Origin of the sequence: Ignisphaera cupida (assembly GCF_030186535.1) — an archaeon.
GTDB lineage: Archaea > Thermoproteota > Thermoprotei_A > Sulfolobales > Ignisphaeraceae > Ignisphaera > Ignisphaera cupida.
The window spans coordinates 193470-209356 of sequence record NZ_JASNVW010000003.1 but is presented as its reverse complement, the minus strand read 5'-3'; the positions used below and the strand labels follow the sequence as shown (position 1 = coordinate 209356).

The window sequence follows — 15887 nt, the reverse complement described above, 5'->3', positions numbered from 1 at the left end:
TTTATAGAATGTATCTCCAGACTCCTCTTCCCCTGTAGTTGTACACAATCGTCTTATATGCTGTTACATATTCTATTGAGTATCCAATTCCCTCTCTACCAATTCCAGAATCTTTTCTTCCACCAAATGGATAGTAGCCAACGCCATGTCTTGGCATATCGTTTATGTAAATTGCTCCAACCTCTAAAAATCTAATAAGCTTTCTTATCTTAACAATGTTTTCACCAAACACAGCTGCGTCAAGACCATATCTTCTCCCATTTGCCAACTCAATAGCTTCATCTACATCTTTGAAACTTGTTAGTAGCGCTACTGGTGCAAATATTTCTCTTTGGTAAAGAACTGATCTTCTAAGTGCTTCCTTGTCTTGGAATTCTATTACTGTAGGCTCTACATATGTTGGTCCTAATCTCTTTCCTCCATAGACTATGCTTCCACCAAGTTTTACAGCATCTTCTATTGCGTTTATCATTTCGTCAACAGTTTTTGAATCTATTAACGGACCCATTGTTGTTGATTGTTCTCTTGGGTCTCCGACCTTAACTTTTGAAAGTTCCTTAACCAGTATTTCCTTAAACTTTTGATATATAGGCTCCTCCACAAGAATGAGTTTAACTGCATCGCATCTTTGTCCAGCATAGCTATATATTCCAGCAGCAACTCTTTCTGCGGCAAGCTCTAAATCAGCATCGGATAGAACTATTGCTGGATCTCCACCCCCAAGCTCCATCACGAATTGTTTAATTCCTGCTTTTTCAATCACCTTCCTACCTGTTTCGCTACTTCCAGTAAAGCTTATTACACCAATTCTGTTATCAGCAACAAGTTTATCGCTTTCACTACCAGGAATTGTTATTACTGCAAAAGCATCTTTTGGAAAACCACTAATCTCCAAAACTTTTGCAAGAAGCAAAACAGGTAGTGGATCAGCTGAGGGAGGTTTAACAACAACTGCATTACCAGCTATAAAACTATAAACAATTTTTGATACAGTATCGAAAAGTGGGTAGTTAAATGGTATTATTGCCAGAACCACGCCAACAGGCTCTCTTCTAACAATAGCCTCTGTTTCAACTGTTGTCTGATCCCAGTCACCAGGCATGTACTCTCCAAAAACTTTTCTAGCATCTAAGTCAGCAGCCCTCAACCTATCTATGCTAGCTGTAACCTCTCCCTGGGCCTGGGAACGAGTTTTACCAGCATTTAGAATAAGAGCTTGTATAAAATCCTCCTTAAGTTCCTCAATCTTCTGGGCAGCCTTCTCCAAAATCTCTAAACGCCTCCACCCAGGCAAGTCTCTAGCAGACCATCTTCCACTTCCATACACTTTGGACAGGGTCTTGTCAACTAAAGACCAGCTAAGCCTAGAAACCTTTGCAATAACGGACAAGTCTATAGGTGTTCTAACATCTAGATACTCTCCACTATCAACCCATTCACCAGCTAAGTAAGTCTTGAAATAGACCATGCCATTTCTCTCACTAAACACATCTTCAAACACATTTGACAAAGGCTTAAATGGATGCAAAAATGCTCACCTCAATCTGGTGCTAAGTCACAATGCATTTTTAACCGTTTAGTATATGAATTTCAATACAGATGTTATTGTCAAAAATGTTTTAACATGTTTAAGAGTAGTTACTTAGAGCATATATGGGAAATATGATGGGGGTTTCATCACTACATCAGTGTTTTCTTATTGGAGAGCAAATTGATTTTTAAGACCCTATTACCCTCTTTGAAATATTCTCAAATACTTTATTTAAATAGTCGCTTGCTATGCTTATTAGCTGTGACAATGTTGCTACAAGAACTATGCTAGAAACAAACACGGCTATTGCTGCAATAGCTACAGCATATTTATTATCTGTAGTTAGAATTATTGTTGTGCTTATCATAATTACTATTGTAGAGATTGTGAAAAGCATTATTAAGACGACAACATTATGAAGAATGCCAGAAACAAACTCTGAAGCTATGCCAAAAAGAATGTAGAAGATTGTTGCTATAGTTATAGAAACTAGTATCAATAAAAGTACTAGTTTATGCTTAGTCATGAACTCTCCTCTCAAAAACTAACATTCTTAGCACATTTTTAAATCAATGCCTAGCATAGATCTGTAGTCGCCTTAGATAGCAATGCTCTTTAGAGTCAACACTATTTGCTCTAGATATGAAAAGTACAAGAGCTATTGCCATTACTGCAATCATGCTGTTAACCCTTTGCTTTTCTTCTATATTTGTAGATGTTCATGCAGATGATTCAATACCAGTAGCTGTGTTCAGTGGTTTTGAAAAACCACATCTAAAGGTAATTCTTAGAGACCTGGTAACATCGATACAAAGTGGTGTTGAGGTATCAGCTTATATTAATGGTGGAATACCAAGTGGTTTTGTGCTCAAATCAAGTAAAGATTTTATTATTTTAAACATGAGCATTCTATTGAATAAGAGAAGTTTAGAAAGCATAAACCCAAGGTATTTCGAAATAGAGGTTGGAGGATTCTACACAAAAGCTTTTTTTAATTTCAACAATTTTAGTATTACTCTATACTCAGTGCCTCTATATTCAACAAAATCTTTTTACGTTTCTATATGCCTTAAGGCAACAACCTCTATAAATGTCACTATAGCTGTGAATCTTGGTAAAAAATACTCCACTGAAACATTGCTAGGCAGTGGAGCCATTTTAGATGTTAATGGAACTAGTTTTGCTGTTTATACCCCCCTGGAAAAAGCCATTACAAAATTCAATGAATCTACAATGCTTCTTCAAATTACTTTGCATCCAGATTATTGTACCAATGTTTTGCTGGGCTTTAACAAATCTATTGTTGATATAGCGAAGAACATTGCTGAACAAATTGACTATACAAAAAATGTTTTTAAAGATTTTATTCATCGCTTTCCAATGATACAAACTGTTAATACTCAGATCAATAACTTGTATATATTGTCTCTTTACAACACGTTGAACATGGTTTCTAAATATGGCTTAGAAGATAACGTAATTGGTTTATACCCAGAGGAGCTCTCATCATACATTTACTTAACAAGGCTTTCAAATATTACGCTTAGCCTGAAAAATGAGACCAAGGTATTTGAAGCAGGCAAGGGTTTTTCGATGGAATTAGCAAATTACATCTATTACTACATTGATAAGTATCCTCACATCATTAGCTTGGCAAATAATTTGCTAAACTCTTTGAAAACCCTTGTAAAAACTTGTAACAGATCCTCTGAACTTGCCAAAATATATAGTGCTGTGAATGCCATATATGTTGCAGCACTTTACATTGGAAATAGCGATACTGTCTTCAAGGCTAAGAATGCTGAGTCTTATGTACTAAGCAAACTGAATAGTCTATACCAAGGCAACTTCTATGCATTATCTATGGAAGAAAAAATTTTGAATAGCAACAACATTCTCGAAGCAATTTCTATAGCTTTATACAGTGTTCCAAACAGTGAGAATCACATAAACTATGCTGCAAGCTTTCTTCGGTATATAGACGTGAATAGTATTTCCATCGCTAGGAGGTTTATATCTGATGCTCTAGAAGCATTAATAAGACATGGATTTTCGGATCTAGCACTAAAAATACTTCTCAAATACTATAATGCTGTAGTGTATGCTGGTGTTCCATGCATAGACTTTTACAGAGTTGTTTTGAGAGGTTTTCTAGGAATTCAGCCAATATTTAACAGCATAGTCATTTCACCGAATGTTCCAGCAATAATTGCAAACACATCACTTAAAACATTTTTATGTGAAGCCAATATCAATGTTAGGTATTTGAATTGGGGAAGCAAGGTAATGGCCATATACATAGATACGCTTTACCATATGGAGACAGCTATTCCATGTAGCATTTTACAAGAACATAGATTGTTAACGATTTTGCTTAGCAAAAGCATCTTCATCCCCATATACGTAGAGTTTTACCTAGGTGGTGTTCCAGTGAAAAACACATATATAGAGCTCTACACATCAAGTGGCTTAACACAAATTGGATACACCAATGATAGTGGAGTAGCAATTTTTACAGTGCCATGTAATGAGAAGTGGATTTCTATAAAAACCAACAACATTACTACAAACATTGATTTAAGTGGGTGGAGCTGTAAAACATTTAAAATAACAATCAATGCTCCTCCTCAAAAAGATAATGAAATTGCAAAAACTGTGAATAGCTTGGTTAAAAATGTTAATGAATTGAATGATAAGGTTAATAAAATTGGCACAAATCTCACTATGCTAATAAATAACGTGGTGCAAAGACTTAATAACGTAGTTGAAAACAATAATCAAGTTATGGATAAGATTAATATGTTGAAGCAAAGACAAGATACTTTTAATATATTGTTATACACATCAATTTTATTGGCTGCTTTTTCACTAGGTTCAACACTATTGCTAGTTTCAATGGCGAAGAGAAAATGACTACATGCAAAACATTGACATGCATAACGCTATGTCTAGCCGTTCTTCTTTTAGTAGATACTGCTACTGTTTTTGTTCATGGGGCTGAAACCTTTGTGGAGTATAGCTATGTAATTAGCAACTGGTTTGGCTGGGTAGTTAAACTCTCCTTGAATGCTCCAAAAATTTTTGAGATTGGATCTACTTCAACACTAAACTTCTCTATTCAGGTTCTTGAAAAAGGTTCTGGACTTTTTCTATCCATAACAAATTTAGATGTCTCATTGGGCAGTATTAGAACTTCTAGCTATGTTGGTTTGTTTAATGACACAAACAAGAAGGTTTTTACATATGTAAGCATACCTGTAGCCATAGATACACAAGTAAAGCCTGGGTCTATAATCACAAGCTCACTTGTTTTTTCGCTAAGTGGCTACATAATGTTTTCTAATGGGACTAGGAAACAGGTTTCCTTTTCTCAAAGCATTCCGGTAACATTGTTTACTCCTCTATCACCTGTTTTTGCATATGTTGATGCATTCACTATGGATAATAGTGCTCTTCTACAAATCAGGTTAGTTAATTTCGATGCTCAACCAATATATAGAGTGTATGCAAGCATATACATTAATTCAACACTATACAAAACAGAGTACTTCAGTTTCATAAAAAGTAATAGTAGTGAAACAATTACACAGCTTGTGCTTCTAAGCCCAGGCATATACGTACTACGTGTCAATGTAAGTTATGTGACATCCTATGGCATTCCAAAAAGCTTTGCAACATCAACAAGAGTTGTTATTCCATTGAGACCAAATATTGCAATTTGGGTAAATACATCAAGGTTAAATCTAGGTCAAAAGGTTTTGATCAAAGGATGCATAAATCCAAGAACAGTTATTGGAATAGCACTAGAGTATAGCTTGAATGGGGTATCGTGGAACCAAATAGCATTTGTTGAAAGCAATAACACTGGTTGTTTTCAATATATTTGGAAGGTAAATAAAGCAACAATTGTATATGTCAGGGCTAGAAACGTGGAGACAGAGTTATATAGGGAAGCAACAAGCAATGTTATCACATTGGAGGTGTCCAAACTTAAACCAGTAATCAAAATACTATCAAACAACACACTTCTTCGCGTTGGAGACTCAACAAGAATTCAAATATTAATTGAGCCACCAATGTCAATACCAATCACAATTCTATACAGAGAAGGGTTAGCAAGTAAATGGATTAATTACACATCACTGAAAACAAATGGGAATGGAGTTGCCTACATACCAACACCATTCTTTTCTAAACCAGGTACATACATATTCAAAGCAATAGCAGCAGAAACTGATGAGACAGAGCAAAGCGAAAGCAACGAACTAGTGATAAATGTTTATCAGATACAGCAAAACACCAATACTCAAACAACTCAAGAAACATCTGTGCAAATATTTAAAGGAAGACTAGATGTTTTTAAAATAGCAATGGTAATAGCGCTAAGCATAGCACTTTCACTACTTCTTTACGCATCTGGTCGCAAAAAACCTGGTTAAGTACCTTGATTAAAATGGGCTTCTTACCACTATAGATGACTAAGTTTCTGAATAAGCCTATGCCTTGTGACTTTTTGCATGGTCAAAACATGGATAGGAAAGAATTTGGGTTTTGCGATAGTTTTTAGGCCTGTCTTACGATGAAGATGATGTCAACTCCTTTTTGTAGATTGGTAGTTGACTTTTTTTGGCAATACTTATAGAATATTCCTGTGCAAAGCATTTTGCGTGAGTTTATGATAGAGTTTACTTGTGAAAGATTCTTTAATATCTTGAACAGAATTGCTCCTGGCTATGGAAAGTTTCTTCAAAGATATTTGCTAGGGAAAAGCAGTGTTTACTGCAAAAATATTTGCATTGTTTTAAAAGATATTGAGATACAATTTGGAGAAGCACTTGCAAATCTGCTAATTAATTTCATTAAAATAGTTGATTGGGATATGTATAAAGAGATTTTGAAATGTTTAAACAATGGCTAGAAAGGCTTTTAGCTATAGACATTGTTTTCTATGGTGCTAGTTGTGGAATTTGTAGCATTTTGTATAATGCTTGTGAGAAAATTGATGCAACTATCATTGTTGAACCACTTAGAATGAGCAATATTGATGCATGTAGCCATGCAGCACCGATGTACCCTCCTCTAGCAAATTGAAGTGCAAAGGCATTGAGTATTGTTATTATAAATACAAGACCTACTTTAAGTATCTGTATAATTATTGGCTCAATGAATGTAAATGGAAGGATATGAACCCCTGTTCCACCAGCTGTTACAAAAACATTTTGCAGCATTAGGGTTAGTGTAAAGACAAATTCTGCTAGTGCTACAATTAATGTGTTTAGCACATATATAACTCCTTGAAAAGCTCTTGCAACTTGCTCTCTTTGTTTCCTTAAATTTAGGGTTCTTTGTATTGTTATACTGAGTGTCTCTCCAATTTTTGCAGGGTCTCCACCTGCTTCAATAGCATCATAGAAAATGTCTATTCCTCTTCTAACTGTTTCACTACCTGTTTCACCGATAAAGTACAAAAAGGCTACTTTGGTTTCTATGCCATTTCTAAGTCTTGAGTATAGCCTCCTCAAATGTTTTGTAAGCAAGCCCAGGTCTGACGCCAATATACTTCTAATGCTCTGAGCATAGTTTCTTAAAGTACTATAGGTAAGGCCAAGACTTCTAATAAATATTATGAAGAAACTTTCAATGCTTTTAACATTACTCTCTATTCTCCTGCCAATCAATCCAGGTACCAGTAGGAAAAATCCAAATATTATTAGAGTATAGGAAAGCTCACCTAGTTTTGCTATTATAGAAAAGCTTACAATACTACTCATTGCTATAGAGGCTACAAGAGAAAATTTATACACCATAATTTCAGGTATGTTTATACTAAGATCATGAACAAGTATTTGCCTTGGCAAGGACTTTCTAATCAAAAAAACCAATATAGTTAATGCAGCTATGGTTCCAAGGAATGACACAATAATTGTCATCACATTGCCTATGAAGAAGGAGAGTAAAACAATGTTTATAACTATGAACATTGCAGAACTTATTGAGGCTGTATATATTCCTAGCAAAAGTTTTATAGCTTCTAAAACCCTGGTATAATCAGCTTCGTATGTTACAAGAATTGTACTCTGCTCTAAGTTGAGAAAAGTCTCTAAATCTTCTCCAACATTTATAGCCTCAGCCAATCTATTTAAAAAATCCTTAAAAATTGTATTTGTTGTCTCCTTGGACTGGATCTTGGTTGCTATAACATATCCATAGCCCCACTTCTTTCCTAGAGAAGCTATTTTGCTAAGCACTTGACTATACTCTCCATAACCTCTTCCAGAGACGCTGCCAAGACTAAAAATTCTTTCATGAGGAGGCTTACCAGTTGCAACACTATATATGTGTGTTACAAGATATAGAAGATTCTCATCAACAACAGCTGTTATACCTTTTCTCTTAAGAAAATCAACAATGTAGCCAATAATTATTGGTATGGGGGAAAAAATTAAAATAATAAATCTTGTTGGTGTAGACATAAAAACAGCTGTTGATGCAATGGCTATGGAGAACCAAAGATAGGGGCTCCTAAAGATTTTTCTAGCCCATGCTATAATAGAACACCTCTCTCAAGTCTTTTTATAGCTGTGTCGAGCCCAATCTCATATGTTTTCACTATAGCGTTCCACACATCAAAATAGTTGAAAATTTTCTTGTCAACAAGAAGCCTTAGAAAATACGCTCTTTGCTCTAGCTCATCGTATATGCTCTTCATTTGAACTCTTGAAATTCCTCTCATAGCAGCTATTTTGTTTTCTAGAAGATAGCTTGCTCCCCTACCCCTAAAAACAAATGTGTCTTTAACAGAATCCCAAACAAAAACCGGTACATAAACAATTGCATCTGCTTTTGGATCATAACCTATAATCTCGTTTACACTTAGAACCCTTCTAGCCATTATACCTCCTCTCCAAACAGCACTTTGAATTAGAACAAAGTTTAGATTATCCATAAAACTCTTTGGAATGTTTATAGGGTCTCCCGTAAGTCTTTGAACAACTCTTTCAACACTTGCGGCATGGAATGTTGAGAGCACTGGATGCCCGGTTTGCATAGCTTGAAATGCTATAGATGCTTCAACACCTCTTATCTCCCCAACTATTATATAGTTTGGTCTTTGCCTAAGAGCAGCTCTGAGAAGATCGAACATTGTTATAGAGGATTCCTTAACCCCTGTATCTCTTGTTAGCTCCCTAACCCAGTTCAAGTGTGGTAACTGAACCTCTGCAGTATCCTCTATAGAAACAACTTTGTATGTTGGTGGAATAAAAGCAGCAATTGCATTTAATGTTGTTGTCTTTCCACTTGCTGTTTCACCACATATGAAGCCACTCATGTTGCTGTTTAGAAGTATCCAAAGATATGCAGCTATTCTAGTATCCATTGTGTTCCACGCTATTAGCTGTGTAATGCTAATTGGCACTTTGCTGAATTTTCTAATTGTAAAGTTTGAGCCGTGTAAACTAACATCATGCCCATAGACAATGTTTATTCTAGACCCATCTGGAAGCGTTGCATCAACAATTGGCTTTGCATGAGATATTGGCTTTCCTATTCTCTCAGCAAGCTTTATTATAAACATGTCGAGCTCTTCTTCAGTTCTAAACTCTATGTTTGTTTCTAGAGGGCCAAATATCTTGTGAAAAACATACACATAGCCAAGACCTCTACACGTTATGTCCTCAAGCCACTGATCCTTGATGAAAGGCTCTAGAATACCCAAACCAATTTTATCTCTAATCACATAGTATTTGAGATACTCAAAATCCCCTCTGTAGACAGGTATTGACTTTGCATCCTCTTTCAGTTTCTCATAATCAACTTGGTAATCAACTATTTTCACAATTTTCTCAAGTTTTTTAAGAAGAATAGCCTTTTTCTCATTTGGATCCTCAGAAACATCGTGCTCAGTTATCGCCTCAGCAAGTCTAAGCTCAATAACTCTAAACAGTTTTGGATGGGGCTTTGGAGGCTCAACAGCAACATATTTTCTGTATCCACTTACAGTGCCTTTTGGGGGCATGTAAATGTGTATGTATATTCCATCGCCTATGTAGTAAACAATGTTCACATTTCTGAGTTTTTTCATGTCGTAGCTAAGCTCATAAGATTCATAGAGTATTGGCACCCCAATCTCCTTAGCCACGGAGTTTATATATCTCAACAGATATGGATGCTCCTTGCCATGCTTAGCTATTTTGGGGTCCAAAACTGTTTGAGCTTCCATGGCTCTAGGCCTTTGCAAGTGATAGTGGAAGAATCTTTATACCAAAAGCTGGATCAACATCAAAAGCTATTATTGTGTCTACAGGTCCTAGAGCACCTCTAAGCTTAATAATCTCCATGGCTTTTATGAGCATTCCCCCAATCTCCATGGCTCTGAGTTTTACATAGCCATCGCATATGCTTCTAGCTCTAATCATAATATCTTCGCTGAGAGCCCCTGGGTGAACAGATAGAATAACAACCCTGTCTTGAGAAACAACATTTTTTGCCACTGTTAAAAAGTCTAAAACTGTGCTAGTGCCTGCATAAACAGCTAATACTGAGAATGAGTCAACAACAAAAACATTCCAATCACTCATTGTTTTAACCATGAACTCTCCAACAACTTGAAGAAGAAGCTTTGCAATGTTTTTAGCCCACCTAGCCCCCTCAACATGAACAGGAAAAATCTTGAGAATGTTCTTGAGAAAGTAACTAGTCATATCAAAACTTACTCTCTTAGCCTGCAAAAGAAACTCCCTAACAGTTGACTCAGTTGTTACATAGTAAACCCTGAAACCATTTTTCAAAGCTCCATAGACAATCTGCTGAATAACAACAGATTTCCCAGTTCCATGATCACCCTCAATAAGAAGAAGAGATGGTATCGGTATTCCACCCCCAAGCCTATTATCAAGCTCCTCATTACCTGTAGTCACAACAACTCTTCTAGTCACTTTCATCACCCATTTGAAGAAACTATTACTCTCTCAGCTTTTGAACAACTTGAGAAAATAGCTACATAGCCATAGCTAATAGAGGATGTGTTTAAACCCAGTAATGCTTTTGCATAAAGTTTTTCACCAGGTCTAAATGGCTTGCCAACACCATAACCAAGTGTTGCAGAGCCAACAACAATTTTTTCAGCAAACCAACACCCATGGGAAAGAGTATTGCAATTCTTTAACGTGTATGTATACTGACTTTCATTAGCATATATCACTACAACCATCCCAAGGCTACTAATATCATTTATTGTATTTGGACCATCATTATCAATTACAATTTCCATTGTCGAGTTTGGGTATAGAACAGCACTGGCTATTCTCAAATAGCTGCACTCCACATTGTATGGATTTTTGAGCAGTCTATAAACCTGAACCATTGAATTAGTGGTGAGCAGTGTTGTGTAAATAGCTAGAGCAATTATTGCAAAACTAATTATTGCTGCTGATACTGGTGATGAGACCCCTCTCCCCATGGCCTCACCCAGTGTATTGATACTCAGCAGAAACACCATTTGGTAATACAAAAACTATTCTTGTTGGAATTGACAAAGAGGTTGCATTGAATGCTTTTATAGTTATTGTTTCACCAACATCCCAAATACCATTCTGCACACTTTCCGTGTAGTTCCACTTCCCCAACCCACCACTACTACTATACAAAAGCAAAATTGTTTTTGCACTGTCCTGGAGATAAACATCTGATTGTACAAGCTCCTGCTGTGATATTGCTCTAGATCCAGTGTTCTTAGCGTATATAACAAAGTATTTTGTTGTTGATGTGTTCATGGAGACTAGAACTATTGATATTTGCGTACTTATCTTGTTTTGAGCACTTTTTATGATTAGCCTCATAGAAGAGTCTATTACACTTATTTGAGATAGTAGCATTGCTGAAACCATTGAAGCTAGAATAATACCAGCAATAACTATAATGGCCGTGTTTATGCTTTCAGAAACCATTTACTCAACACCATTGCTTGTAGCAAGCTTCAAAATCTCTTCACTAGCCTCCTTATCATCAACTCCAAAAACCTTTGCAAGATTGTATATGTGTATTATCTGCTCATTAATCTTCAAACCAATTTTCCTAGCCCTATAAACAAAGTCTACAACACTTAAAACAATCTTCTCCTCCTCATCATCAACAACATTAACAGCTTTCATAAACTTTGCAATCTCCTCTATAACCTCCTTAGGAACCCTGTTAAGCATGTCATCAACCCACTTCACAAGTTTTATAAGACCAGACAACCCAAGCTTTCTATACCCCCTATACACAACCTCTCTAGAAACCTTCTTAAAATCAATCTGAGACCCAGGCTCCCGCCCAGCTTCAGAAGCCTCAGATGCTGTGGCCTGTGTAGCTATGTTTCTAAGGGCTTGCTCAAAGCTTTCTATAATGCGATTGGCTTTAGGAGCCTCCTTCCTTGTTTTTGAATACTCCCTAAGAACATTGAATGGGTTTGTAGCCTCAGCAACAGCAGCTCTAATATCAACCAAAGCACTTTTTATCTCATCAACACTTTTAGAAAAATCCTCTCTAATCTTCCTAATCTCCTCCTCAACAGAATCAACTCTAGAAGCAAATTCCTTGAGCTTGGAATCAACAAGAATAGAAACATGTTCAGCAACAGCCTCTTTAACACCATTAACATCTATCACAGGTTGCTGAACAGCAGAAACCTCAACAGGCTTAATCTCCTCCACAAATTGCTCTTCAGAAGCATGAGAAGCAGCAACAAATCTTCTAGCAATTGGATGAACAAACAATCTGCAGAAAACACAATTGCAAGGCCATTCAGAGCCAGCCACAGCAAACCCCCACCACAAAATTATCTATGTCTAGACCTGCTTAAATATATTACTAAGCCAAACAAAATGTGAAAACCTATCGCAAGAGAAACAATAGCAGCACCAACAAGAATATAGAAAACCAGATCACTTTGAAAAGAGGAGAGATATAGCACCACAAAACCAATAATAATGAATCCCAATGCCTCAAAAACAATTAAAGCAATAGAGAAGTTTGAAAGAGAAGAGGGTTGAGAACCAGACAAAAAAATAAACTTGTTTTTAATACTCATACTCATTTCAAAAACCTCCACAGCTCTAGCCAAAGTCCATTATCTCAGCTGTTAGTGAAGCTGGCACAGTTCTCTCAACAGTTAAGGCAGCACCAAGAGGAGGCTTAATCTCAACCTTTATCACATCATATGAGCTAACATCCAAAGAGCTTCCTGGCGACAACGGCAAGGCAGTGAAGCTTATCACAACTAATGCTTTTTCTCCAGGACCCAGCACAGTATCACCATTGGAGCCAGGACCCCAAATAATAGCAACACCATTCGGCACTCCTTCAGCTTCCCCACATAGATCAGATACGCTATATGAAGCTTGAGGATCTGGTACTGCTTGCTTAGAGCTGCTATAAATGTTTGTAAATGCAGCTTTTCCTATTATCCACAGAGCTATGGTTGTTTTGTTTGGTGTTAAATCAACTTCTTTTTGACCTGCCGACAATCTAATTGGTATGACAATGCACTCAACTTTCTTACTAGTTGTATCTACCTGTGCTAGCACAGATCCATCTAGTTCTAGAGAGCTGCTTGCTTGCGCTAGCCCAGCTGCCATAACCTCTTTGCTTCTCTGTGTAGTGTAGAAGCCCATGTTTAGTGCTACAAATGCTAGTGCTGCTGCTACTACAACGAATGCTATTAGCACTATTGCTGCTTCTATACCAACTATTCCCTTTAAGAGTCTTGTTTTCACCTGGGTTTCACCTTCGGTTTTCACTTTTCTATTTGCGTGTATTCAGAATACTGGTTTGAGGCGACTAGCTGTCTTGAACTCTAATCTTGGTATTTAATTGAATGTTGTTTCTCCAGCTTGTTTAGCCTTTCTGCTTATAAAATTCTAATGTTGAAACAAGATATGTGAAATTGCGCATGTTCTTCTCTACTGCTACTACTGCGGGTTTCTACGAATCATTTCCTTGACCCCACTCCTCTTTTGATTGTTTATAGCCTAATTTCTCTCTGTTTGCTACTGCCACTGCTTTTTGTTGGGGATGAAAAGTGTGTAGTGCTGAAAAGACTTTGCTCAATAATTTGAGGAGTAGTGGAAATGTCGCTGATGTTGATTTTGAGTGTAGCGATACTAGTATTCTTGTCAGGGTTACTTTTATGGGTGTTCTCTCTATGAATGATCTTGATAGTGTTGTCAGTGTTTTGAAGAGGGTTTTCACAGGCTATAAACTATCGAATATTAGTATATCCTCTCCTAGCTTCATAGATGTTTTTATTGAGTTTGAGAAGGTTGGTGGGAGAAGATGAGCGGCTTTGATGGTGAAACAGCATTAAAGGTTGGTAGAGACCTTTCTTTTTTCAATTCTAGGTTGCAGATGCTGAGAGAGCTTGATTCTGTAATCGATTTTGCTAGGGGGTATTTGCAGCTTAGAATAGTTTTGTGTCTTGGCTCAAGAAACTCTTTGAGTACTAGAGACATTGCTTCCTTGCTTAGTGAAAGACAAAAATCTGTTGTTGATGCTATTAGAAAGCTTGTTGCAAAGGGTCTTGTTGCTAGAGAGTCTGATGGTGGTGTGGATCTATACAAGCTTTCTGACTCTGGTCTGGAGTTTTATAGAAAGCTTCAGAGCATTGTTGGTGATGGGTACAGGTATAGAGTTTCGAGAGAAGAGAGAAGGGAGATGGTTCTCGACATAGCATCTGAAATGACTAGATATACTCACTTGGCTGATGCGATCATAGCTATTGCAACAAGCAAAAATGGGGAACTGACTCTAGCGGACATAGCCGATGCTATGAAGCTTGGTGTGGATAGGGCTAGAACATACATGGAGATGTTCAGTGAGAGAAGAGGTGGTGTGAGAGTTTTTAAGAGAGTTGAGAAAACATCAAAACTGCTTGCAGCATTAGCAAAAATATTGAGGCCTCTGAAAATAAACATAAAAACAACGACAATCTCCTACAGAATTACTGACGAGGGTTTAGCAATTTTCTATAGACAGCCATATTACTTGAAGTACAAAAAGAGCTTGGCAAGCAAAATAGCTACAAAAGTTTTTGGCTCTGCTCACCCAAGAATAGTGCTAAAGAAAATGACGCTAATGATGCTAGCAGCATCTTTAGTGACAAGTTTAGCGGCTTTGGCAACTGTAACACCAGTAGCAATTGCTTTATGTGGCAGCATGACGTTTGCAACCTCGCTACTCTACATAGGCTATAAAGCTGTTTAGCTACTTCTCCATATAGGTACATATAATTGGTAAAGCCTCGGCAACAATGCTTTCTATCTTGTCTAAAAACCCATCAAGTTTAGCATAAATGTTGACTGTTGTTGGATATGCAAGTATGGTGTAGTGTTTTCTCGTTATCTTAGCCCTCTTCCCCTGAACCTCACCATTTTCATGAGCAGCCAAAACATTTATATTTACTCTAAACGGAAGTTTTATAACAATTGTTGCAACCATTGGCAATGGCTTCGACAGTTCCACTCCAAGTCTTCTACTTAAATAGCTTAAAACATTCAACACATTCTCAACCTCACTCGCCTTTGATGATACATCCACTTTATTAGCTGTTATTTGCACACCAAATCCATCGATCTTCGTTGTTATATACTTCAACCTTCCAATGGTTCTAATCTCTGCATTCAGAACTGTAGCAGCAAATGAAACATCTATTTGGTTTTTCAGCGGCTTTGAAACCCACCTCACAAGAGTTTTTCTTCTACACATTCTAACTTCTTGAAATAGTTTAGACAAAAACATTTGAAGAGGAGCTTCATTATTTGCAGAACCTTGAATAACGTTGCTAAGAGCCTTGATTATGTCCTGAGGCTCATAACCAGCTTTCCTAAAACATCTATACATACTCAACCCCGGCAAACCAGCAAGATTATATGCTTTTGCCTCATAAACATCTATTTCCTCTTCTAATCTTCTTTGAATTGCTTTACCAACTATGTTCGCTGCACTAGAACCCCACAAACTTTGCAAAACATTTTCTATTTCATTGTATCTGGAACTGCAAAGACTTTTTCTTAGATAAAGCTTGAGAATCTCTACAAGTCCAGGAACAATACTGTTAATAATTCTTTCAACACTTTCTTCGTCAAAGCATGTATAGCTATTCCAAGAAAGATCTTCCAGAAACTCAAAGGGCTTATCATCAATAACCTCACCAGTTTCAGAATCAATTACAAACCCCTCTCTAGTTCTTATTATTCTCCCCATAACTTCTCACATGCTTTTCTATAAAAATCTAATGTTAAGGCAAATATAAATACTGCCAGTAATGCTTAAAGCGAAAGTTTTATCTAGCCCGGAGATTCAAGAGATTTGAAGAAAA

The 15887-nt window shown here is 36.9% G+C and carries 16 protein-coding genes; 5 read left to right on the top strand and 11 right to left on the bottom strand.

Annotated elements, in window-relative coordinates:
- Window position 1: 1 nt before the first annotated feature.
- Window positions 2–1528 (bottom strand): NADP-dependent glyceraldehyde-3-phosphate dehydrogenase, encoded by a 1527-nt coding sequence (gene gapN, locus QPL79_RS06335; RefSeq protein ID WP_285273961.1) that lies wholly within the window; start codon window positions 1526–1528, stop codon window positions 2–4.
- Window positions 1529–1718: 190 nt separating this feature from the next.
- Window positions 1719–2057: a hypothetical protein gene (locus QPL79_RS06330; RefSeq protein WP_285273960.1), complete on the bottom strand. Its 339-nt coding sequence runs from the start codon at window positions 2055–2057 to the stop codon at window positions 1719–1721.
- A gap of 116 nt (window positions 2058–2173) precedes the next feature.
- Here QPL79_RS06330 and QPL79_RS06325 point away from each other — a divergent pair, with 116 nt between their 5' ends.
- From QPL79_RS06325 to QPL79_RS06315, 3 genes are all read left to right on the top strand, one after another.
- Window positions 2174–4444, top strand: coding sequence for a hypothetical protein (locus QPL79_RS06325; protein WP_285273959.1), 2271 nt, complete (start codon window positions 2174–2176; stop codon window positions 4442–4444).
- A complete protein-coding gene (locus tag QPL79_RS06320) occupies window positions 4441–5970 on the top strand; it encodes a hypothetical protein (protein WP_285273958.1) in 1530 nt (509 codons plus the stop codon). The genes QPL79_RS06325 and QPL79_RS06320 overlap by 4 nt, the downstream gene beginning before the upstream one ends.
- 236 nt (window positions 5971–6206) lie before the next feature.
- A complete protein-coding gene (locus QPL79_RS06315) occupies window positions 6207–6449 on the top strand; it encodes a hypothetical protein (RefSeq protein WP_285273957.1) in 243 nt (80 codons plus the stop codon).
- A 28-nt stretch (window positions 6450–6477) separates the two neighbouring features.
- Here the strand turns inward: QPL79_RS06315 and arlJ are convergent, their stop codons facing one another.
- From arlJ to QPL79_RS06275, 8 genes are all read right to left on the bottom strand, one after another.
- Window positions 6478–8004, bottom strand: coding sequence for an archaellar assembly protein ArlJ/FlaJ (gene arlJ, locus QPL79_RS06310; protein WP_285273956.1), 1527 nt, complete (start codon window positions 8002–8004; stop codon window positions 6478–6480).
- A 71-nt stretch (window positions 8005–8075) separates the two neighbouring features.
- Window positions 8076–9752, bottom strand: a complete 1677-nt coding sequence (gene flaI, locus QPL79_RS06305; RefSeq protein WP_285273955.1) for an archaellum flagellar ATPase motor FlaI — start codon at window positions 9750–9752, stop codon at window positions 8076–8078.
- Window positions 9753–9756: 4 nt separating this feature from the next.
- Window positions 9757–10467 carry a PRK06067 family protein gene (locus QPL79_RS06300; protein ID WP_285273954.1) on the bottom strand — a complete coding sequence of 237 codons (711 nt, stop codon included), beginning with the start codon at window positions 10465–10467 and terminating at the stop codon, window positions 9757–9759.
- A 5-nt stretch (window positions 10468–10472) separates the two neighbouring features.
- Window positions 10473–10991 (bottom strand): hypothetical protein, encoded by a 519-nt coding sequence (locus tag QPL79_RS06295; protein ID WP_285273953.1) that lies wholly within the window; start codon window positions 10989–10991, stop codon window positions 10473–10475.
- A gap of 4 nt (window positions 10992–10995) precedes the next feature.
- Entirely contained in the window at window positions 10996–11478 is a 483-nt protein-coding gene (locus tag QPL79_RS06290) for an archaellin family protein (RefSeq protein ID WP_285273952.1), read from the bottom strand.
- Window positions 11479–12330, bottom strand: a complete 852-nt coding sequence (locus QPL79_RS06285; protein WP_285273951.1) for a hypothetical protein — start codon at window positions 12328–12330, stop codon at window positions 11479–11481. It lies immediately after the preceding gene.
- A gap of 20 nt (window positions 12331–12350) precedes the next feature.
- On the bottom strand, window positions 12351–12635 hold the full coding sequence (locus QPL79_RS06280) for a hypothetical protein (protein ID WP_285273950.1): 285 nt from the start codon (window positions 12633–12635) through the stop codon (window positions 12351–12353).
- On the bottom strand, window positions 12628–13287 hold the full coding sequence (locus tag QPL79_RS06275) for a flagellin (protein ID WP_285273949.1): 660 nt from the start codon (window positions 13285–13287) through the stop codon (window positions 12628–12630). The genes QPL79_RS06280 and QPL79_RS06275 overlap by 8 nt, the downstream gene beginning before the upstream one ends.
- Window positions 13288–13592: 305 nt before the next feature.
- Here QPL79_RS06275 and QPL79_RS06270 point away from each other — a divergent pair, with 305 nt between their 5' ends.
- Both QPL79_RS06270 and QPL79_RS06265 read left to right on the top strand, forming a co-directional pair.
- Window positions 13593–13850, top strand: coding sequence for a death domain-containing protein (locus QPL79_RS06270; protein WP_285273948.1), 258 nt, complete (start codon window positions 13593–13595; stop codon window positions 13848–13850).
- Entirely contained in the window at window positions 13847–14773 is a 927-nt protein-coding gene (locus QPL79_RS06265) for a MarR family transcriptional regulator (RefSeq protein ID WP_285273947.1), read from the top strand. The genes QPL79_RS06270 and QPL79_RS06265 overlap by 4 nt, the downstream gene beginning before the upstream one ends.
- On the opposite strand, the gene QPL79_RS06260 is transcribed toward QPL79_RS06265, so the two are convergent.
- Window positions 14774–15772, bottom strand: coding sequence for a hypothetical protein (locus QPL79_RS06260; RefSeq protein ID WP_285273946.1), 999 nt, complete (start codon window positions 15770–15772; stop codon window positions 14774–14776). It lies immediately after the preceding gene.
- Window positions 15773–15887: the final 115 nt, after the last annotated feature.